Annotated in this window: 19 protein-coding genes; all 19 read right to left on the bottom strand. The window is 41.8% G+C overall.

Features of this window, described 5'->3' with window-relative positions; all coding sequences use genetic code 11:
* Positions 1–26: 26 nt before the first annotated feature.
* The gene (gene leuS / locus OCV57_RS02685) at positions 27–2,435 is read right to left on the bottom strand and encodes a leucine--tRNA ligase (RefSeq protein ID WP_022286884.1); all 2,409 of its coding nucleotides are present in this window, start codon (positions 2,433–2,435) and stop codon (positions 27–29) included.
* 36 nt (positions 2,436–2,471) lie between these two features.
* Complete coding sequence (gene rsfS / locus OCV57_RS02680; protein ID WP_117857270.1) at positions 2,472–2,849, bottom strand: ribosome silencing factor; 378 nt, start codon at positions 2,847–2,849, stop codon at positions 2,472–2,474.
* 11 nt (positions 2,850–2,860) lie between these two features.
* A complete protein-coding gene (yqeK, locus tag OCV57_RS02675; protein ID WP_046439317.1) occupies positions 2,861–3,439 on the bottom strand; it encodes a bis(5'-nucleosyl)-tetraphosphatase (symmetrical) YqeK in 579 nt (192 codons plus the stop codon).
* Positions 3,429–4,046 carry a nicotinate (nicotinamide) nucleotide adenylyltransferase gene (gene nadD, locus OCV57_RS02670; protein WP_117958195.1) on the bottom strand — a complete coding sequence of 206 codons (618 nt, stop codon included), beginning with the start codon at positions 4,044–4,046 and terminating at the stop codon, positions 3,429–3,431. The genes yqeK and nadD overlap by 11 nt, the downstream gene beginning before the upstream one ends.
* Positions 4,046–4,342 (bottom strand): YhbY family RNA-binding protein, encoded by a 297-nt coding sequence (locus tag OCV57_RS02665; RefSeq protein WP_267300391.1) that lies wholly within the window; start codon positions 4,340–4,342, stop codon positions 4,046–4,048. The genes nadD and OCV57_RS02665 overlap by 1 nt, the downstream gene beginning before the upstream one ends.
* An 18-nt stretch (positions 4,343–4,360) precedes the next feature.
* Complete coding sequence (rdgB, locus tag OCV57_RS02660) at positions 4,361–4,939, bottom strand: RdgB/HAM1 family non-canonical purine NTP pyrophosphatase (protein WP_267300390.1); 579 nt, start codon at positions 4,937–4,939, stop codon at positions 4,361–4,363.
* A 10-nt stretch (positions 4,940–4,949) separates the two neighbouring features.
* The gene (locus OCV57_RS02655; protein ID WP_267300389.1) at positions 4,950–5,450 is read right to left on the bottom strand and encodes an isochorismatase family protein; all 501 of its coding nucleotides are present in this window, start codon (positions 5,448–5,450) and stop codon (positions 4,950–4,952) included.
* 50 nt (positions 5,451–5,500) lie between these two features.
* Positions 5,501–6,406, bottom strand: a complete 906-nt coding sequence (gene ftsY, locus OCV57_RS02650; RefSeq protein WP_046439310.1) for a signal recognition particle-docking protein FtsY — start codon at positions 6,404–6,406, stop codon at positions 5,501–5,503.
* A gap of 10 nt (positions 6,407–6,416) precedes the next feature.
* Positions 6,417–9,983, bottom strand: coding sequence for a chromosome segregation protein SMC (smc, locus tag OCV57_RS02645; protein ID WP_267300388.1), 3,567 nt, complete (start codon positions 9,981–9,983; stop codon positions 6,417–6,419).
* On the bottom strand, positions 9,983–11,008 hold the full coding sequence (locus OCV57_RS02640) for an elongator complex protein 3 (RefSeq protein WP_117939208.1): 1,026 nt from the start codon (positions 11,006–11,008) through the stop codon (positions 9,983–9,985). Before OCV57_RS02640 ends, smc begins: the two co-directional genes overlap by 1 nt.
* Positions 10,995–11,693 carry a ribonuclease III gene (rnc, locus tag OCV57_RS02635; RefSeq protein WP_022286874.1) on the bottom strand — a complete coding sequence of 233 codons (699 nt, stop codon included), beginning with the start codon at positions 11,691–11,693 and terminating at the stop codon, positions 10,995–10,997. The genes OCV57_RS02640 and rnc overlap by 14 nt, the downstream gene beginning before the upstream one ends.
* Entirely contained in the window at positions 11,693–12,703 is a 1,011-nt protein-coding gene (plsX, locus tag OCV57_RS02630; protein WP_267300387.1) for a phosphate acyltransferase PlsX, read from the bottom strand. Before plsX ends, rnc begins: the two co-directional genes overlap by 1 nt.
* A gap of 10 nt (positions 12,704–12,713) precedes the next feature.
* Entirely contained in the window at positions 12,714–14,030 is a 1,317-nt protein-coding gene (gene trmFO, locus OCV57_RS02625; protein WP_267300386.1) for a methylenetetrahydrofolate--tRNA-(uracil(54)-C(5))-methyltransferase (FADH(2)-oxidizing) TrmFO, read from the bottom strand.
* Positions 14,020–16,110, bottom strand: coding sequence for a type I DNA topoisomerase (gene topA, locus OCV57_RS02620; protein WP_117958197.1), 2,091 nt, complete (start codon positions 16,108–16,110; stop codon positions 14,020–14,022). The genes trmFO and topA overlap by 11 nt, the downstream gene beginning before the upstream one ends.
* A gap of 25 nt (positions 16,111–16,135) precedes the next feature.
* Positions 16,136–17,368 (bottom strand): DNA-processing protein DprA, encoded by a 1,233-nt coding sequence (locus OCV57_RS02615; protein ID WP_267300385.1) that lies wholly within the window; start codon positions 17,366–17,368, stop codon positions 16,136–16,138.
* Entirely contained in the window at positions 17,361–18,182 is an 822-nt protein-coding gene (locus OCV57_RS02610; protein ID WP_117876029.1) for a TrmH family RNA methyltransferase, read from the bottom strand. Before OCV57_RS02610 ends, OCV57_RS02615 begins: the two co-directional genes overlap by 8 nt.
* A gap of 118 nt (positions 18,183–18,300) precedes the next feature.
* Positions 18,301–18,654: a 50S ribosomal protein L20 gene (gene rplT / locus OCV57_RS02605; protein WP_022286868.1), complete on the bottom strand. Its 354-nt coding sequence runs from the start codon at positions 18,652–18,654 to the stop codon at positions 18,301–18,303.
* Between the two features lie 48 nt (positions 18,655–18,702).
* Positions 18,703–18,900, bottom strand: a complete 198-nt coding sequence (rpmI, locus tag OCV57_RS02600) for a 50S ribosomal protein L35 (RefSeq protein ID WP_022286867.1) — start codon at positions 18,898–18,900, stop codon at positions 18,703–18,705.
* Positions 18,901–18,922: 22 nt separating this feature from the next.
* Positions 18,923–19,477 carry a translation initiation factor IF-3 gene (infC, locus tag OCV57_RS02595; protein ID WP_022286866.1) on the bottom strand — a complete coding sequence of 185 codons (555 nt, stop codon included), beginning with the start codon at positions 19,475–19,477 and terminating at the stop codon, positions 18,923–18,925.
* Between the last annotated feature and the right edge of the window lie 127 nt (positions 19,478–19,604).

Here is a 19,604-nt window from a genome sequence, read left to right as displayed (position 1 = left end):
TTTGAATTTTCTGAGGAAATTTTCGCTTACTTTACAACCAGATTTACAAGCTTGTTAGGAACATAGATTTCCTTGACTATATTTTTGCCTTCCGTTGCCTTAACGATAGCTTCGTCAGCCTTAGCAAGTGCGATAACGTCGTCCTTAGCTGCGTCTGTAGGTATTGTGAGCTTGGATTTTACCTTGCCGTTTATCTGACAAACGATCTCGATAGTATCGTCCTTGCAGAGTGCTTCATCATATGTTACCCACTCCTGCTCGTCAAGAACTCCCTCGCAACCGATCATCTGATAAAGTTCTTCTGTAACATGAGGTGCAAAAGGATTGAGTATGATAAGAAGATCTCTGAACTCTTTCTTTGTGATAGAGCCAACATTATATATCTCATTAAGAAGCGTCATCATTGCGGCAATAGCAGTATTGAACTTCATTGACTCAATATCATCGGATACCTTCTTGATAGTCTTGTGCATGAGCGATCTCAGCTTGTCGCTGTACTCGTCGCTGTCAACTACCTTATCCTGCAAAGCCCAAATTCTGTCCACAAATCTCTTACAGCCCTTAACACTGCTCTCGCTCCATGGAGCTGCCTTTTCATAGTCACCCATGAACAGAACATAAAGTCTGAGAACATCTGCACCGTATTCGTCAACAACATCGTTAGGGTCAACAACGTTTCCTCTTGACTTACTCATCTTCTCACCGTCAGGTCCAAGGATAAGACCCTGAGCTGTTCTCTTTGCATAAGGCTCTGAAGTTGGTACAAGACCGAGGTCGTAGAGGAACTTGTGCCAGAAACGTGAATAGATCATATGACGTGTAACGTGCTCCATACCACCGTTATACCAATCAACAGGCATCCAATATTTCAGTGCTTCCTGTGAAGCAAACTCATCATTGTTGTTAGGATCGCAATAACGCAGGAAGTACCACGAAGAACCAGCCCACTGTGGCATTGTATCTGTTTCTCTCTTTGCGTCACAGCCACACTTAGGACATTTGCAGTGTACGAAAGAGTCTATCTTAGCCAGAGGGCTTTCGCCGTCTGTACCAGGCTCAAAGTTCTCTACCGGTGGCAATTTAAGTGGAAGCTCATCATATGGCACAGCGACCATTCCGCAGTGAGGGCAATGTACTATCGGGATAGGCTCGCCCCAATATCTCTGACGATTGAAAGCCCAGTCTTTCATCTTATACTGAACGCCCTTTTCACCGCAGCCCAGTTTTTCAAGAACAGTAAGCATCTTTTCGATAGCTTCTTTCTTGTTTGTTATGCCGTTAAGCTCACCTGAGTTGACCATTTCGCCGTCGCCTGTGTAGGCTTCCTTAGAAATGTCGCCGCCCTTGATGACTTCGATTATGTCAATGCCGAACTTCTTTGCAAAATCATAGTCCCTTGTATCGTGAGCAGGCACAGCCATGATAGCGCCTGTGCCGTATCCCATCATAACATAGTCTGAGATGTAGATAGGTATCTCTTTGCCTGTGATAGGATTGATAGCTGTCAGACCGTCTATCTTAACGCCTGTTTTATCCTTAACGAGCTGAGTTCTCTCAAATTCGCTCTTCTTTGCACACTCTGTCTTATAAGCGTCAAGGTCAGCAATGTTTGCAATACTATTTCTGTATTTCTGGATAATAGGATGTTCAGGAGCGATTACCATGAATGTAACGCCGTAAAGTGTGTCAGGACGTGTAGTGTAGATCTTGAGCTGCTCGTCCTGCTCTTTGATCTTGAAGTTTACAAATGCACCTGTTGATTTTCCTATCCAATTCTGCTGCTGGAGTTTGATATTAGGCAGATAGTCAACTTCTTCAAGTCCCTGAAGAAGCTTGTCGGCGTATTCTGTGATCCTCAGATACCATACTTCTTTAGTTTTCTGAACTATCTCGCTATGGCAAACATCGCAATGACCGCCCTGTGAATCCTCATTTGAAAGAACGACCTTACAGCTTGGGCAATAATTTACAAGGGTCTTATCTCTGAATACAAGACCATTCTCAAACATTTTAAGGAATATCCACTGTGTCCACTTATAGTAGTTTTCGTCGGTCGTATCAATAACTCTTGACCAGTCGAATGAAAAACCTACTCTTTTGAGCTGCCCCGTGAACTTCTTGATATTGTCGTCTGTTACCTTTCTTGGGTGAACACCTGTTTTGATAGCTGTGTTCTCTGTAGGCAGACCGTAAGCGTCAAAGCCTATAGGAAAAAGAACATTATAGCCCTGCATACGTCTTTTACGGCTTACAACTTCTAGACCAGAATAAGCCTTGATGTGTCCAACATGCATTCCATGACCTGACGGATATGGGAACTCTACAAGTCCGTAGAACTTCTTCTTTGAGAAGTCATTGCTTGCCTCAAAGGTCTTATGCTCGTCCCAGTATTTCTGCCATTTGCTTTCTATGGCCGAAAAATTGTATTCTTTCATCTTTATCAATCCTTTGTTAAATTATAATTGTCAAAATTAATCCTGTGGCTCGTCTGGTAAGAACTGCTTTACGTCGATATCCTTGCCGTCAGACCATAGTCTTTCAAGATTGTAATGATCTCTTGTTTCCTTATAGAAAACATGAACTATGATATCACCGTAATCAAGTACGACCCAAGTTGCACCCTGATAGCCCTCTGTTCTGTTAGGTTCAATGCCAAGCTGGCTCATTTTGAACTCAACTTCCTCCGCAAGGGCCTTTGTCTGAGTGCTTGAAGTACCATTTGCTATAACAAAATAATCCGCAACTATAGTCAGGTCACCGATCTCTATTATCCTGATGTCCTCTGCTCTTTTTGAATCAAGAGCTTTAACAATAGTTGACAGCTTTTCATTCTGTGAAATATTATCCATAAAAATCTCCTTTATTTTGAATTATCGGCAAAATCATTATATGCTTCAAGTGTGGAAACAGGGATAGTATTACCCTTTTCCACTGAGTCTTTTATTGAGAATTTCAAAGCCTCAAACATTGCTTTCTCCAAGCTTTGTTCGGCATACTTTCTCATTTTCTTTACATCTTTATAATCCCTGTCCGCAGAAATAAGGTCTGCAAGATATACTATCTGGCTAAGCTTGGGCATATTGCCACAGGCAACTGTATGATAGCGTATAGCTGAGATTATCTCAGGATCATGAATATCAAAAAGCGTCTGCACAAGCTCTGCCCCTGCAATACCGTGAAACAGCGGAACAGCCTTTTTCTCTATATCGCACACATCAAGTGAAGATTTAGAAACTATAGCCGCAAGCTCCAATGCTGGTATCTCTTTTGCAACATCATGCAAAAGTCCTGCAACATAAGCCTTGTCTGCGTCAGCACCATATCTTTTTGCAAGCTCCACAGCGGAATTTGCCACGTTCATAGAGTGTGTGTATCTCTTTTTTGATAAATGTTCTTTTAGGTATGCTTTATAAATGCCTATTGTTTTTTTATCTGCCACTTAGAAAACCTCGGTTATACAAATTTTTGTCCACTATATATTGTACAACATTTTCACTCAAATAGCAAGAGCAATCAACATTTTTTTTGAGCATTTGACGTATCTCAGTTGAAGACACCTCAAATGGGTCAGTTTTTACTATGATTATCTCTCCACCCTCGGCTTTGAGCTGTTTGGCTTTCACCTCTATGTGGTCAATGTCCTCATGCGAGCGTGCAACGCAGATAAGTGCCGAAAGTGATAATATCTCCTTATACTGATACCATTCTTCAAATGAAAGCAACATATCGCTGCCCATTATAAAAAACAGCTTATCATGTGGATATATCTCTTTTAGATGTCTGAGTGTTATCACTGAATAGCTTTTGCCCTCTTGCTTAAGTTCCCAATCGGATATTTCCACACATGGTATATCTGCAAAAGCAAGTCTGCACATATTCAACCTATCCTCAGAGGAAGCTAAGTCCTCCGCTTGCTTATGTGGAGGTATTCTGTCAGGCATGACGATCATCTTGTCAAGACCCGCCTGCTCCGCTACGCTTTTAAGGCAATATAAATGCCCTAAGTGAACAGGATTGAACGTGCCGCCGAAAACACCTATTTTCATTACTTTGACTTTAATTTTATAACAGGCTGCTTATCATTGCGTTTATAAAGTACCGCCTTTGAGCCTATTACCTGAACGACTTCAGCAGATATCTTTTCAGCAATCTCCTCTGCGGCTTCCCTTGCGGTGTACATTGAGTTGTCAAGCACCTTTATTTTTACAAGCTCGTGAACTCTCAGATAATCGTCTATCTGTGCCACCTGAGCGTCATTAACTCCGCCCTTGCCTATCTGAAAAGCAGGCTGTATAAGCGAAGCCATACCTTTGAGTTCTGCTCTTTGTTTAGTTGTAATCATAATCTAAATCCTTTCAGTTTACTGCTTTGTGAGCTGTTCAAGCAAAGCTTTCAGTGCGTTTGCTCTATGGGAAACGGTATTCTTTGTTTCTGAGTCCACCTGAGCAAAGCTCTTGTTCCCATACATGAAAATAGGGTCATAGCCGAAGCCGTTTTCGCCAACTGGCTCGTGAGCTATCTCACCGAATACTTTTCCCTCAACGGCTATCTCTTCACCGTCTGCTTTGATAAAGTGTATTGTACAGGTAAAGTGTGCTCCCCTTTTATCATCAGGTATTTCTTTCATTTTTTTAAGCACAAGAGCGGTACGCTCATCATCAGTTTCGAGTCCGCCGTATCTTGCTGAATATACTCCAGGCTCACCATCCAGGGCGTCTATCTCAAGACCGCTGTCGTCTGCAAGTACAGCACAGCCGCAAAGCTTGAATGCAGCTCTTGCTTTTAGTGCAGAATTTTCAGCAAAAGTATTGCCTGTTTCCTCAACATCAAGTATCAGACCTGCCTCTGATTGCGAGAACACCTCATAACCAAGCGGCTCAAGAATCTGTTTATATTCTCTTATCTTGCCTTTATTGTTGCTTGCAATAACAAGTTTCATTTTTTCTCCTTTAGCTGTGTATATAAGTTACCTTATTTTTCTTTAATTTTTCACGGCATTTGTTTGCCTTATCTTTGAAAACTGTACCGATACATTCTTCGTTGAAAACAACTTTCATTCCACATTCAATAGCACCTATTGCAGTGTTGATAACGGAGATACCACCATCAACACCTACAAATTCTATCTCTTTCACATTCCTTGCTCTCATAAAATCTTCAAGAGCAACGTTTGAAAAAGCATCGGGCTTGCTTTTGGAATAAATATTTTTGGATACAACTTTCAGCTTTGCTGGAAAGCTAGCCGCAGGTGTTCCCTCTTTGGGCATTCCTCCACCCAAAAGTCCCTTTTTGTAGCTGACGATATAAAAGACCTCCTCAGCTTTATAAGCAGAGATACGCTTGTTTATAGCGTCAATAAGTGCGTCGGTATCATATGAGTATGTGGTCTTATCTCTGCCCCTTCCTACATACATTTCCTGCATATCAACTACAAACAAAACCTTATCCATAAAAAATTCCCCCTGATTTTATACTTTTAAGTGTCTAATCCAATATTCTATTATTCAAACAGCGCTTCAACAAAATCTCTTGCTGAAAACGGCTGTATGTCGTCTATTTTTTCGCCTACTGTAACAAGCTTTACAGGCACTTGCAGATCGTCGGTTATGCTGATAATTATTCCACCCTTGGCTGTGCCGTCAAGCTTGGTAAGAATAATACCCGTTATATCAGCTACTTCGTTGAACTGTCTTGCCTGATTAACTGCGTTCTGTCCCGTTGTAGCGTCAAGCGCAAGCAGGACTTCGAGAGCACAGCCCTCTGCCTGTTGGTGAACTATACGGGATATCTTTTTCAGCTCGTCCATAAGGTTTTTCTTATTGTGAAGACGACCTGCGGTATCGCATATAACAACGTCAGCCTGTCTAGCCTTAGCCGCCACCAGTGCGTCAAATACCACGGAAGCAGGGTCTGAACCTTCGTTGTGCTTGATTATGTCTACCCCTGCACGCTCTGTCCACACTTCGAGCTGGTCAATAGCAGCCGCTCTGAAAGTATCAGCCGCCGCAACGATAACCTTTTTGCCTTGTTTGTGAAGCTGATAAGCAAGCTTACCGATAGTTGTTGTTTTGCCAACACCGTTTACTCCGATAACCAGTATAACTGACGGTATTGTTGACATATCGAGCTTCTGATCCTCACCGAGCATTTCTGTGATTATCTCTTTAAGCATATCCTTGATTTTTTCAGGTTCTTTAACGCCCTCCTGCTTGACTTTCTGTCTGAGCTTATCGCATATCTTTTCAGAAGTTGTAACTCCGATATCGCAGAGGATAAGCGTTTCTTCAAGCTCCTCAAAAAGATCTTCATCTATTTTGCTGAATGAATGGAGCAGACTTTCTATTCTGCCCATCATTGAGTCTTTAGTCTTTTTAAGACCATTTTTCAGCTTTTCAAAAAATCCCATTTCTTCACTCCTATTCAAGTTTCATTTGACGTGTTTCCGAAACGTCCATTTTAAGAAGCTTGGAAACACCCTTTTCTTGCATCGTTACGCCATACAGAACGTCAGCTTCTTCCATTGTTCCACGTCTGTGAGTAATGGTGATAAACTGTGTTTTATCTGTAAGGTGGTGCAGATATTGTGCATATTTACTTACGTTCACATCATCAAGCGCCGCTTCTATCTCATCGAGAAGACAGAAAGGTGATGGCGAAATTTTCAAGATTGCAAAATAAATTGCAATAGCCACCAGAGCCTGCTCTCCGCCTGAAAGGGACATAAGATTTGTTATGACCTTGCCTGGCGGCTGAACGTTTATCTCAATACCACATTCAAGGACATTGTTTGGGTCTGTGAGAATAAGCTCGCACTGACCACCACCGAAAAGCTCGGTGAAAATTTTCTTGAAGTTCGCATTTATGCGCTCAAAGCTGTCGGTGAACATATTCTTCATATTTTCTGTCAGATCATCGATAAGTTTTTCAAGTTCTGTTTTTGACGTATTTACGTCATTAAGCTGACCTGTGAGAAATTCGTGTCGCTGTGACACTTCTGCGTATTCCTCTATAGCTCCAAGGTTTACGCTTCCAAGATTTCTTATCTTTCCACGAAGTTCGTTGAGTCGCCTATTAGCTACCGTTATATCCACAATATCCTCGGCTATCTCTGCAGCGTCGCTTCTTGTAAGCTCATAATCATCCCAAAGCTGTGCCACAAGCTTATCAAAGCCTGCAGTAACAGATTTTTTCTGTTCCTCCGCTCTTGTAAGCTGACCTGAAAGTGTTTCCTTCTCGTCCATTTTGTGCTTCTGCTTGGTGCGAAGTTTGTTTGCTGCATTGTCAAGTTCAATATGCTCACGCTGAGCCTGCTCCGCCATTTTCTGTGCGGTGGCTATCTTTTCGTCAGCACCGCTGAGTTCCTGTTTGGTCTGAAAAATAAGCTCTTTCTTCTCGGCTATTTTCTTTTCACACTCGGAGATATTATCGTTCAACTTGCCGCTGTCAGTATCACTGTCGCCGATAGTTTCTTCAAGCTGTGATATTGAAAGCTTGCAGGCATCAAGGTCTTTGGATAACTCTGCCGCCATTATCTTCATTTGCGAAAGCTCTTCGCTGAGCTGTTCACGCTTATTTTTAAGTTCTGCCTGCTCGTTCTGAGAGTCGGCAAGCTTGGCTTCATTATCTGATATCTCAGCTTCGATTTCTGAAAGTTCTGTATGAGCTTTGTCGATATCTCCGCTTACTATCTTGTATTTATTTTTCAGCGTTTCGATAAATGTTTCTATCTCATCAAGTTTGTTTTCATAGTCAGAATAATACTCTGAAACACGCTTTATTTCCATTTCAAAACGGAGTATATCGCTGTTTACCTGTGAAAGCTTTTCCCTTAGTCCCTCAGTATCAGCGGTGTATTTTGAAACCTCTTGATTTAGCTTCTCAACCTGCTGTTTAAGCTCTGTAAAGGAGTTTTCAAGTGCTGTTTTCTTTTTAGCAAGTGCTTCCGCTTCATTTTTTCTTGTAAGCAGACCTGTCTGTTTGGAAACGCTTCCTCCTGTGAATGAGCCGCCCGCGTTTATCACCTGTCCGTCCAGGGTAACGATACGGAATTTATAGCCGTATTTCTTTGCGATAAGGGTTGCACTGTCGATATCCTCTGCTATACATATCCTGCCTAAAAGGCTGTTGATCACGCCCTCAAACTGGCTGTCATACTTAACAAGCTCACAGCCTAGAGCCACAAAACCGTCCTCATTTTCAAGTTGCGGCATATTTAGCCTGTTTCCTCGAACTGATGTAACAGGCAGAAATGTTGCACGGCCTGCTCTGTTCTCTTTCAGAAGCCTGATACCTCTCTTAGCAGAGTCCTCATTGTTTACGACAATGTTCTGAAGTGCGCCACCCAACGCAGTTTCAATGGCTACAGAGTATTTTGTTTCAACAGATATAAGCTGAGAAACAGTACCGCAAATGCCGCTTATCCTACCCTGCTGTGAGGCTTTCATTATATGCTTTACGCTGAACTGAAAGCCCTCCATGGAGTTTTCAAGGTCGGCTATAGTCTTTATCCTGTTCTCAACGTCACGGAGTTGTATTTCCGTATCTGTGAGATTTTTGCGACATTCTGAAAGCTTTGTGTTTCTAGTTTCAAGAAGCTTTGCAAGTCCGCTCATGCGGTTTGTAAGCTCCTGCTTGTTTTCGTCAGCTTTGCCTTTTGATTCACGCAGTTCCTTTAATTCCTTTGAAGAAAGTTTTGAATGTTCTTCAAGCTGTTTTTTTCTTTCAAGAGAATTTTCGATCTGCTCATCAATATCCGAAAAGTTGTTTTTAGCATTTTCAAGTCTGAATGAAACTTCCGACTTTTTCATGTAAAGCTCATTTATAAAGCTTCCAGCTTCACTTACCGACTTGTCAGATAATGCAGTTTTATCAATAAGCTCAGAAAGCTCTTTTTCCTTACACTCTACAGCTTCCTGCTGCTTTGCTTTTTTCTCGTCGAGTTCTTCAAGCTCCTGTCTGCGTGTTTTCAGCTCAGCCTCAAGATAGTATTTTGATGAGTTGGACTCACTTATCTGCTCTTTAAGCTTCAAAATATTATCTTCAAGGTGAGAAATATCATTCTCATATACTGCGATCTTTGACAGTGCCTGAGAGTTTTCAAGCTCCACCTGATGTATCTGATTTTTGTAGCTGTCAGCAAGCTCAGATTTTTCAGCGCTCTTTGCAAAGCTGTCATTTATATCATCTTCAATGCTTTCAAGCTCCTGCGTGATGACCTCGTACTCTTTTTTTACAGCAGAAAGTTTCTCCTCATAACCTGCTATTTGGCTCATATACTCGTTGAGCTTATGCACCCATACGGAAACTTCCAGCTTTCTCTTTTCTTCATCAAGGACTCTGAACTTCTCCGCCTTTTCAGCCTGCGCTTTAAGCGGACCTATTCGTCCTTCTATCTCTCCCATGATGTCATTGATACGAGAGAGATTATCCTCAGCCGCCGCAAGCTTTTTTTCGGCTTCTTTTTTCTTTGAACGGAATTTTGAAATGCCTGCCGCTTCTTCAAATATCTCACGGCGGTCATTGGATTTTCCGTTTACGATATCTGCTATCCTGCCCTGACCGATTATCGAATAACCGTCCCTGCCAAGACCGGTGTCCATAAACAGTTCCACGATATCCTTTAAATTTACTTCTTTACCGTTTATCATGTAAAAGCTGTCGCCATTGCGGTAAAGCTTTCGTGATACTGACACGGTGTCGCTGTCATATTCAAGTGCACCGTCCTCGTTGTCTATGGTGATAGTTACCTGAGCAAAAGGTGCTTTTGGTCTAGTTTGAGTGCCGTGAAAAATAACGCCTGCCATTTTTTCACCTCTCAGGGCTTTGGAAGATTGCTCGCCCATTACCCAGCGCATAGCGTCACCGATATTACTCTTGCCTGAGCCGTTAGGACCGACAACTGCGGTGATACCCTTATTGAATTTCAGCTCTATTTTATCTGGAAAAGACTTAAAGCCCTGCAATTCAAGTGATTTAAGATACATTATTTTTCACCACCCCTCATTATGATTTCGTTTATCTTTATTTTATCGCTGCCCTCATGACCTACAATTTTTATATTGACACCAAGATCTTTGAAATATTCTATATTAGCTTTTTTCTGACCTATTGCCTTGCTTATCTGCCTTTTCGGTACAGATATCACAACGGAAGCTATATCGCTTATATTGCCATGCTTTCCAAGCTCCTCTGCTATAAGCCTGCGGTAATTTCTGCCTTCGCAAAGTTCACGGAATGCAGGGTGATAAAATCCGCCCAACATTTGCTCCTCCACGACCTCGCTTGCGTGCAGGCCAAGCTTTATAACATCTATACCAAGTTTATCGGCTTCTGTGAGAAGATAAGAACAGATTTTCACTACCTCGTCAAAGTCCATAGGCTTATATTCGCCACTTTTGTAAAGCTCTCCGAGCCTTGTACCATTAAGGATAACAACGGGATAAATACGTACTGTTTTAGGAGACAGCGCCGCTATCTTCGACCAAGTTTCTAGCTCAGTTTCACGGTTGCTTTTATAAAGTCCTATCATCATTTGCAGACCAAGGTCAAAGCAACCATAGCTTTTTATAAGCTTTGCAGCGTTTTCGACGTCCTGAACAGTATGTCCACGCTCGTTGGCTTCAAGAACAACATCTGACATAGACTGTGCGCCAAGCTCGATAGCCGTAACGTGATTATCTCTGAGAATGTCAAGTATCTCAGTGCTGATATAGTCAGGTCTGGTGGATATCCTTATACCCTTGAATTTGTCGTTGCCTATAAACTCCTGCGCTGCACCAAGAAGTTCGAGCATATATTCTCTCGGCACTGCTGTAAAGCTACCACCGAAAAAGGCTATCTCCGTCTGTGAAACGTCCTTGACTTCGTTCATTGCCTGTGTGCAGATACGCTTCACATCATCAGCGTGCGGTATCTTCTCTGTACCAGTTATGGTGCGCTGATTGCAGAACGCACACATATGCGGACAGCCTATATGCGGCACGAAGACAGATATATTACTGTGCCCCATAACCCATTAGTTCCAATGCTTCTTTAGCCGCCAACTGTTCAGCGGTCTTTTTCGATCTGCCTGTACCCTCGCCGATAACATTCGTATTCAAAAGTACCTGAACAGTAAATTTTTTATTATGGTCAGGACCTGACTCGCCTTTAAGGTGATATTCTATTCTCTCCTCAGGATTTTTCTGGATTATCTCCTGAAGAATAGTCTTGTAATCATGAAAAACAACTCCATCAGGCGTGATATTTTCAGGTATGAATGAAAGTATATATTTTGAAACAGGCTCAATGCCGCCGTCAAGATAAATTGCAGCGATAACTGCTTCAAAAGCGTCTGAAATAATTGACGGTCTTTCTCTGCCACCTGTTATCTCCTCGCCTTTTCCGAGAAAGATATACTTGCCAAGTTCTATTTTCTTTGAGAACTCAAACAGTGCTTTTTCGCACACAAGTGAAGCTCTCATTTTTGTCAGCTCGCCCTCAGGCATATGCTTGTAATGCTCAAAAATGTGATCTGACACAACTATAGAAAGCACTGAATCTCCAAGAAATTCAAGCCTTTCATTGCTGTTTCTTGCCTTCTTGTTTTCATTTGCAAATGATGAATGGGAAAGAGCTTCGTAAAGGAGCTTTTCGTCTTTGAATTGATAACCTATTCTTTCCTGAAACTCTTTAAGAGCCTTTTGCTCGTCCATTATAACATCTCCTGTTTGCTTTTCAACTGCTCGATAGCAGTTGTGATCTCGTCTATTACATTAGTTTCAGTAAATTGTTTTGCTTGTCTGATAGCGTTATAGAATGCTCTTGCATTTGATGAGCCATGTGCCTTGATAACAGGCTTTGCAGTACCAAGTAGAGGCGCTCCGCCATACTCAGAGTAGTCTACCTTTTTCTTGAATTCCTTAACGTTTTTCATTACCATAAGAGCAGCGATCTTTGACTTTGTATCCTTAGTCAGAAGCGTTTTAAGCTCCCCTGAAAAGAATTTTGCCATGCCCTCGTAAAGCTTGAGCATAAGGTTTCCGCAGAAGCCGTCAGCCACGCATACGTCACAATCGCCCATAGGAAGCTGTCTTGCTTCGATATTTCCAACAAAGTTTACAGGTGCGTTTTTCAACTGCTTGTAAGTTTCAAGCTCCAGCTCTCTGCCCTTTGACTCCTCTGCACCAATATTTGCAAGACCTACTCTTGGTGACTCAACACCAAGTATCTTGTTCATATAAGCAGAACCCATTATTCCAAACTGAGTAAGCATTTCAGGGCGGCAGTCTGCGTTTGCACCGCTGTCAAGAAGCATCGTAGGTGTCGTTGCCGTAGGAAGTATTGTTGCAAGAGCTGGTCTTTTGATGCCCTTTATTCTCTTTACGATAAATGTTGCTCCAACTACAAGTGCGCCTGTTGAGCCAGCTGAAACGAAAGCGTCGCCCTCGCCGTCTGCAAGCATTTTCATGCCCACAGCCATTGAACAATCCTTCTTGCTCTTAATTACTTCTGTAGGCTCTTCACATATCTCGATAATAGTATCAGCGTGCTTGATATGTAAAGCTGTGATATCAAGTCCGTTTTCCTGTGCACATTTTTTTATTTTTTCTTCATCACCAACAAGAGTAACGTCAACACCGAAATCTTTCTGTGCGTCAATTGAACCTTTTATGACTTCGAGAGGTGCGTTATCTCCGCCGAAAGCGTCAATTACTATGTTCATAACATTCTCCTTAAAATTCCTCAATAGCCTTGTCAAGGTCTGCAAGACCCCTTTCAGCTATCATCTTATATTTCAGTTTCTTATCTCTTATACGTTCGGGCAGTTCAGGCAGGATACCCATATTACATCCCATAGGCTGGAACTTCTCCACAGTAGGATCGCTTATATACTTTGAAAGCGCACCCAGCATTGTGGTATCAGGCAAGGTAACCGCAGGCTTGCCCTGCAAACGTCTTGCCATGCTTAACCCTGCAAAAATTCCGCTTGCCGCCGATTCGATATATCCCTCAACGCCTGTCATTTGACCTGCAAAATAAAGGTTTTCTCTATCTCGCATATTAAACTGCGGATTTAAGAGCTTAGGCGAATTGATGAAAGTGTTTCTATGCATAACTCCATAGCGTATAAATTCTGCATTTTCAAGTCCTGTGATAAGAGAAAATACTCTTTTCTGCTCACCAAATTTAAGGTTTGTTTGAAAGCCCACAAGGTTATACAGACTTCCCTCTGCGTTCTCTGCACGAAGCTGAACGACAGCATAAGGTCTGTTTCCTGTTCGTGGATCTGTCAAACCCACAGGCTTCAATGGTCCAAAACGCATTGTGTCCTCACCACGTTTTGCAAGGACCTCAACCGGCATACAGCCTTCATACACCTTGAAGCCGTCCTTAGAAAAATGCTCCTTATCAAAATCATGGAGCGGAGCGGATTCCGCATTGATAAGTTCATTATAGAACCTGAGATATTCTTCCTTATTCATAGGGCAGTTTATATAATCAGCCTCGCCCTTGCCATATCTCGATGCAAAAAACACCTTATCCTTATCAAGACTTTCATATGTGACGATAGGTGCGGCGGCATCATGAAAATACAGATAATCACCGCATATTTTGCCGATACTCTCTGCAAGCCCATCGCTTGTAAGAGGACCTGTTGCGATTATAACATCGCCATCAGGTATATCTGTGACTTCTTCCTCGATAACAGTGATGTGAGGATTTTCCATTATCTTTGCCGTGACCATATCGGAAAACTTTTTCCTGTCAACAGCAAGTGCTCCGCCTGCTGATACCTTAGTTTCAACTGCACATTTCATCGTAACAGAGGCAAGCCTGCGCATTTCCTCTTTTAGCATACCTGCGGCTGAATCTATTCTGTCCGCTTTCAATGAATTTGAGCAGACAAGCTCTGCAAAGCCCTTATATTTGTGGGCAGGCGTAAACTTTTTCGGCTTCATTTCATAAAGCTCAACGTCTATCCCTGCTTGGGCTAACTGCCACGCAGCTTCACAGCCTGCAAGTCCTGCACCTATTACCTTAACCGCCATTAGATAAATTCCTTTCATATCCGCAATCAGGCTTATGGCAAATGAGTATTCCGTTCTTTCCGCCTTTCTGGAAAAGCGTACTGCCACACTTAGGGCATTTCTCTTCGGTAGGAACGTCCCATGTCATGAACTTACACTCAGGATTATCCTCACAGCCGTAATACTTCTTGCCCTTTTTAGACTTTTTGAGAAGCACTTTCTTTCCGCAGTAAGGGCAAATTCCGCCTGTTTCCTGAACTATTTTCTTGGTATTCTTGCACTCAGGAAAACCTGAGCAAGCCATAAATTTGCCATATCTGCCTATCTTTATTACCATAGGTTTGCCGCAAAGCTCGCACACCTGATCTGTTTCTTCGTCAGGCACTTTGATACGCTTCCCGTCCATGGCTTCCTCGGCTTCAGTCAATTCCTCGTCAAAGTCACTATAAAAGTCCTGCAAAGTTTTTACCCAACTTTTCTTGCCATTTTCCACTTCGTCAAGAGATTTCTCCATGTTTGCAGTAAACTTAACATCAACTATTTTATCAAAATGCTCGCTCATAAGCTGATTTGTTACTTCGCCAAGCGAAGTCGGCTTAAGCTGTTTTCCGTCACGCTCAACATAATTCCTGTTTATTATGGTTGTAATAGTTGGAACATAAGTCGAAGGTCTGCCGATGCCTGTTTCCTCAAACGCTTTTACGAGCGTCGCTTCTGTGTATCTTGCAGGTGGCTGAGTGAAATGCTGATTTCCCTCAAGGTTACGCACCTTTATTGAGTCACCGGATTTTATTGGAGGAAGCACGTTTTTCTTTTCACCCTCATCGTCTTTAGCCTCTTCATAAAGAACAGTAAATCCGTCGAATTTTACAGAATAGCCTGTTGCCTTGAAGTTACAACCGTTTGCAGAGATATCAACAGAAACAGTGTCCATAAGGCAGTTTGACATCTGAGAAGCTATAAATCTCTCCCAAATGAGTTTATAAAGCTTGTACTGGTCACTCGTCACTCCGCTTGCCTTTACCATATCAGGTGTTACCTCTGGGTGTGTTGGTCGGATGGCTTCGTGAGCGTCCTGAGCGTTGCCCTTAGTTTTATATTTTTTCGGTGTGTCAGGGATATACTTATCGCCATATTTTTTTCTGATAAAATCATATGCCGCTGCTCTTGCTTCATCAGAAATTCTAAGGCTGTCGGTACGCATATAGGTGATAAGACCTGTCTGACCCATATCGTTTATCTCAACACCCTCATAAAGCTCCTGTGCAGTTTTCATCGTTCTTCTCGCCTGAAAACCGAGACGTCTTGACGCTTCCTGCTGTAAAGTCGAGGTGGTGAATGGTGCGGCAGGAGATTTTCTGTGAACGCTCTTTTTTACCTTGTCGATAACAAACTCGGCACCCTCAAGTCTTTTCAGTATCTCGTCAGCCTGCTCTTTATTTTTCAACTCTGGCTTTTCTCCGTCAACTGTATTAAGCTTTGCGGCAAAGGTCTTTCTTTCACCGTTTGTGGAAAATTTTCCGTCAATGGACCAATATTCCTGAGATACAAATGCCCTTATCTCGTTTTCTCTGTCGCATATCATTTTAACTGCGACAGACTGAACTCTGCCCGCTGAAAGTCCTTTTCTTATCTTTCTCCAAAGAAAAGGTGAAAGCTTATAGCCCACAAGTCTGTCAAGGATACGTCTTGCCTGCTGTGCATTAACAAGGTTTATATCAATAGAACGTGGGTGGCTCATTCCAGCTTTGATACCAGTTTCAGTAAGTTCGTTGAAAGTTACTCGGTTTTTATCATTCAGATCAAGACCCAAAAGCAATGCGAGATGCCATGAAATGGCTTCTCCCTCTCGGTCAGGGTCTCCTGCAAGATAAACATGGTCGCTTTTCTTTGCAAGCTTTTTTATATCTTTTATAACGCCCTCTTTGTCTTTTATATTGACATATTTAGGCTCAAAATTATTATCTATATCGACGCCCAGCTTTGATTTTGGCAGGTCACGGACATGACCCTTTGAAGCCACGACTTCATAATCATCGCTAAGATAACGCTTAATTGTTTTTATCTTCGTTGGTGACTCAACTATGATCAAATTAGACAAATCTATTCTCCATTCTTAATATATATTAAAGTCCAAACATTTTGCCCGGATATGACTTAACAGTGCCATAAAGTTCAAGCTCCGTTAGCTGTGCAAGCACATCAGAGATATCCATACCAAGCTTTGCAGCTATCTCGTCCGCAAGCATATTTCCGCTTTTTAACAGTTTGCAAATGCTCTTTTGTGTGTCATCAAGCCCTGACAGATCAGGCTCAGGTGTTGGCTTTACCACTTCTGTTTCAGAAACAGTCTTGCTGTCAGGCACTTTTCTTTTACTTTTTCTATGCTTCACTGTCTTAGGCTCGCCATTGTTAAGTATAGCAGAATCCTCAGCAGGAAGCGTGAACTCTCCCAGGCTTTCCACAAGTCTAAGAGATTGATACCTTTCATTGCCAAGCGAATACACTATATCCTCTGCGCCGAACACAGGTTGACACTCATTTCTTATGAGATCACGTTGTCCGAAATATCGACTGTCATAGATATCATGTGGCGGTACTACAAATACCTGTTTTCCTTGAGAAATGGCGTGATTGACATTATCAAGGCCATGACTTTCCTTGCTACACTCAGTAAAAAGCACTGCATTTGAAAGTCCTGTAAGAATCCTATTGCGATTCACAAAAGCATTTCCAAATGGTTTATAACCCGGAAAATACTCTGATATTACTACTCCATTCTCAGCGATCTGTTTTTTTAGCTCGTTACTTCCCTTAGGGTAATCACAATCAAGAGCTGTGCCACACACAGCTATAGGTCTACTATTATTTTCAATAGCTACCTTGTTAGCGATCTGATCTATACCGCCTGCAAACCCCGAAGCAAGCAGACAGTTTCTTCTTATAAGATCTGCGCAAATATGCTTCGTTATCTTTACAGAATATTCAGACGGCTCACGGGAGCCTACTACTGAAATAACGCATTTATCGTTTAAAAAGTCAAGGTTACCATAAGTATACAGAACAGCAGGTGGATTTGCGATCCGTTTAAGTCTGTCAGGATAGCCCTCACTTTCGTAACAATAAATATTTATGCCAAGCTCTTCACAGCGTTTTTTTATGATTTCTGCGTCTTTAAGACTATATTTTCCTATCCTCTGCAGCTCTTTATCATTAAGTCCGCTGACCATATGATCATCGAGTGCAGTCATGAACTCAACTATATCATCATAATTTGCAGAAACTTCCCATATACGTTTGCTCGATGGAGTGAAAATCAGAACCGCTCTTATCCACAATAAAAGTCTTTCTTTATCCATGACTGCCACCTCGAAACATTTCCCACAAAATGATTGTGCCTGCGCAAGCAGCATTAAGTGATTCTATGTTGCCGTGCATAGAAATAGTCACACGATTTTTACAAATGTCTGAATGTTCTTTAGGCAAACCTTTGCCCTCGTTTCCTATTACAACAGCACACGGTCTATCAAAATCAAATTCTGTGATATTTTCACCGTTTCTGACAACTGCAGCATTTGTAACAATACCAAGCTCATCAAAAAGCGTTGCGACGTTCAGAAAATTATCCACTACAAAAAGATCAAGTCTTGTAGTACTTCCCATAGCGGAACGAACCACCTTTGGGTTATACAGATCAACGCAATTATCTGTCATAACTACTCCACTAACGCCTACGGCATCGGCAGTTCTTAGAAGCGTACCCAAATTACCTGGGTCCTGTAAATTATCAAGCACGAGATACTTCCCGTTTTTGTCAATATACTCAGCCACAAAAGGCAAATCGACCTTAAAAACGATCATATAAATGCCCTGAGAGTTTCCCTCATCTGTCATTTTTTTCGCAAGCTCATCAGATATTTCAAAAACATCTTCGGGTCTTGCACACGAGAAAAGGCTATCAGTTTTAAGTGTATTTTTATACTTAGTCAAGGCCGTTTGAGTATAGAAAACAGAATGGACTTTTATTCTTCCGCACACAGCTTCATAAGCGGTGTCAACGCAGTTTCTTGCACCTTCAACAGCAAACAATCCATGTTCTTCCCTAGCTTTTTTTGATGACAGAAGCTTTCTGAAAAGCTTCACTCTAGGGTTATCTTTACTATTAATATGCAAACTGCGTCACCTCTTATTCTGAAAATTTAATCATTTAATTGCCAAATGCGTCATATATGGTGTTGCCTTAATATACAACAAAACACGCAGGTTACAAGAACGTGCGTGTTTTTGACTATTAAAGAGCAGCCTTCGCCTTTTCTGCAATCGCTGTGAAACCAGCAGGATCGCTGATAGCTATTTCGGAGAGCATCTTTCTGTTAAGATTGATACCAGCCTTGTTTACGCCGTTCATGAATGTTGAATAATTCATACCGTTCATTTTAGCAGCTGCTGAAATTCTTGTGATCCAAAGCTTTCTGAAATCTCTCTTCTTCTGCTTTCTTCCAATGTATGCATACTGACCTGACTTCATTACAGCCTGTTTAGCCATTTTGAAGTGCTTGCTCTTGGCACCAAAGTATCCCTTAGCAAGCTTCAGAGTCTTATTTCTTCTCTTACGAGTCATCATTGCTCCCTTTACACGAGCCATAGTTATTACCTCCTGAAATTTTTAAAATTTGTTTTCCCTACAACTCGTTTATTTGTAAGGGATAAGAGCCTTTACGTTCTTGATGTTAGTATCATCTGCATAAGCTGCACCACGCAGGATTCTCTTACGCTTGTGATCCTTCTGAGTAAGTCTGTGTCTTTTGTTTGTGTGCTGGAACTTAACCTTACCGCTACCGGTAACACTGAAACGCTTCTTAGCACCAGAATGTGTTTTGATCTTTGGCATTGTATTTATCCTCCTTATTATTTTACTTGTTTACTTTCGGAGAAACGAACATCACAAGACTGCGTCCCTCCATTTTTGATGGCTTGTCAACAACGCCGGCTTCAGAGATAGCGTCTTTGAATTTTGCAAGAAGTTCTTCACCGAACTGTGGATGAGCCAAAGTTCTTTTCTTGAACCTTACAGAAACTTTTATCTTATCTCCTCCGTTAAGGAATTTAACAGCCTGATTGACCTTTACATTAAAATCATGAGTGTCGATCGTAGATGACATTCTAACTTCCTTGATCTCGATAACTTTCTGATTTTTCTTTGCTTCCTTCGCACGCTTTGTCTGTTCAAAACAGAACTTGCCATAATCCATGATACGGCATACAGGCGGAGTTGCCTGAGGAGCGATCTTTACAAGATCAAGATCTTTCTCAAATGCAATTTTAAGAGCCTCGTCAGCGCTTAAAATACCAAGCTGATTTCCATCAACGTCTATGACCCTGAGTTCTTTATCACGGATCTCTTCGTTGATCTGATGTTCCCTGTTGCTAATGACGCAGCACCTCCAAAAATAAAATAAAACGGGCACAGAACTGATCCGTACCCGCATAAAATCACATTGATATGCAAATTCATGTTGACCTTTTTACTACAGAGAACTGCGCTTAAGGTGAGAACGGACATTGTTCTGCTTTGTTTACCATGATATTATACTA

This window comes from Hominimerdicola aceti (genome assembly GCF_025567495.1).
Taxonomy (GTDB): Bacteria; Bacillota; Clostridia; order Oscillospirales; family Ruminococcaceae; genus Hominimerdicola; species Hominimerdicola aceti.
Note: the sequence above shows the minus strand (reverse complement) of the source record. Positions and strands in the feature narration are given on the sequence as shown.

Excerpts from the sequence above, each read along its gene's own strand:
- leuS (WP_022286884.1), bottom strand. The coding sequence starts at position 2,435 with ATGAAAGAATACAATTTTTCGGCCATAGAAAGCAAATGGCAGAAATAC.
- rsfS (WP_117857270.1), bottom strand. The coding sequence starts at position 2,849 with ATGGATAATATTTCACAGAATGAAAAGCTGTCAACTATTGTTAAAGCT.
- nadD (WP_117958195.1), bottom strand. The coding sequence starts at position 4,046 with ATGAAAATAGGTGTTTTCGGCGGCACGTTCAATCCTGTTCACTTAGGG.
- OCV57_RS02665 (WP_267300391.1), bottom strand. The coding sequence starts at position 4,342 with ATGATTACAACTAAACAAAGAGCAGAACTCAAAGGTATGGCTTCGCTT.
- rdgB (WP_267300390.1), bottom strand. The coding sequence starts at position 4,939 with ATGAAACTTGTTATTGCAAGCAACAATAAAGGCAAGATAAGAGAATAT.
- OCV57_RS02655 (WP_267300389.1), bottom strand. The coding sequence starts at position 5,450 with ATGGATAAGGTTTTGTTTGTAGTTGATATGCAGGAAATGTATGTAGGA.
- ftsY (WP_046439310.1), bottom strand. The coding sequence starts at position 6,406 with ATGGGATTTTTTGAAAAGCTGAAAAATGGTCTTAAAAAGACTAAAGAC.
- smc (WP_267300388.1), bottom strand. The coding sequence starts at position 9,983 with ATGTATCTTAAATCACTTGAATTGCAGGGCTTTAAGTCTTTTCCAGAT.
- OCV57_RS02640 (WP_117939208.1), bottom strand. The coding sequence starts at position 11,008 with ATGGGGCACAGTAATATATCTGTCTTCGTGCCGCATATAGGCTGTCCG.
- rnc (WP_022286874.1), bottom strand. The coding sequence starts at position 11,693 with ATGGACGAGCAAAAGGCTCTTAAAGAGTTTCAGGAAAGAATAGGTTAT.
- plsX (WP_267300387.1), bottom strand. The coding sequence starts at position 12,703 with ATGAACATAGTAATTGACGCTTTCGGCGGAGATAACGCACCTCTCGAA.
- trmFO (WP_267300386.1), bottom strand. The coding sequence starts at position 14,030 with ATGGCGGTTAAGGTAATAGGTGCAGGACTTGCAGGCTGTGAAGCTGCG.
- OCV57_RS02615 (WP_267300385.1), bottom strand. The coding sequence starts at position 17,368 with ATGGATAAAGAAAGACTTTTATTGTGGATAAGAGCGGTTCTGATTTTC.
- rplT (WP_022286868.1), bottom strand. The coding sequence starts at position 18,654 with ATGGCTCGTGTAAAGGGAGCAATGATGACTCGTAAGAGAAGAAATAAG.
- rpmI (WP_022286867.1), bottom strand. The coding sequence starts at position 18,900 with ATGCCAAAGATCAAAACACATTCTGGTGCTAAGAAGCGTTTCAGTGTT.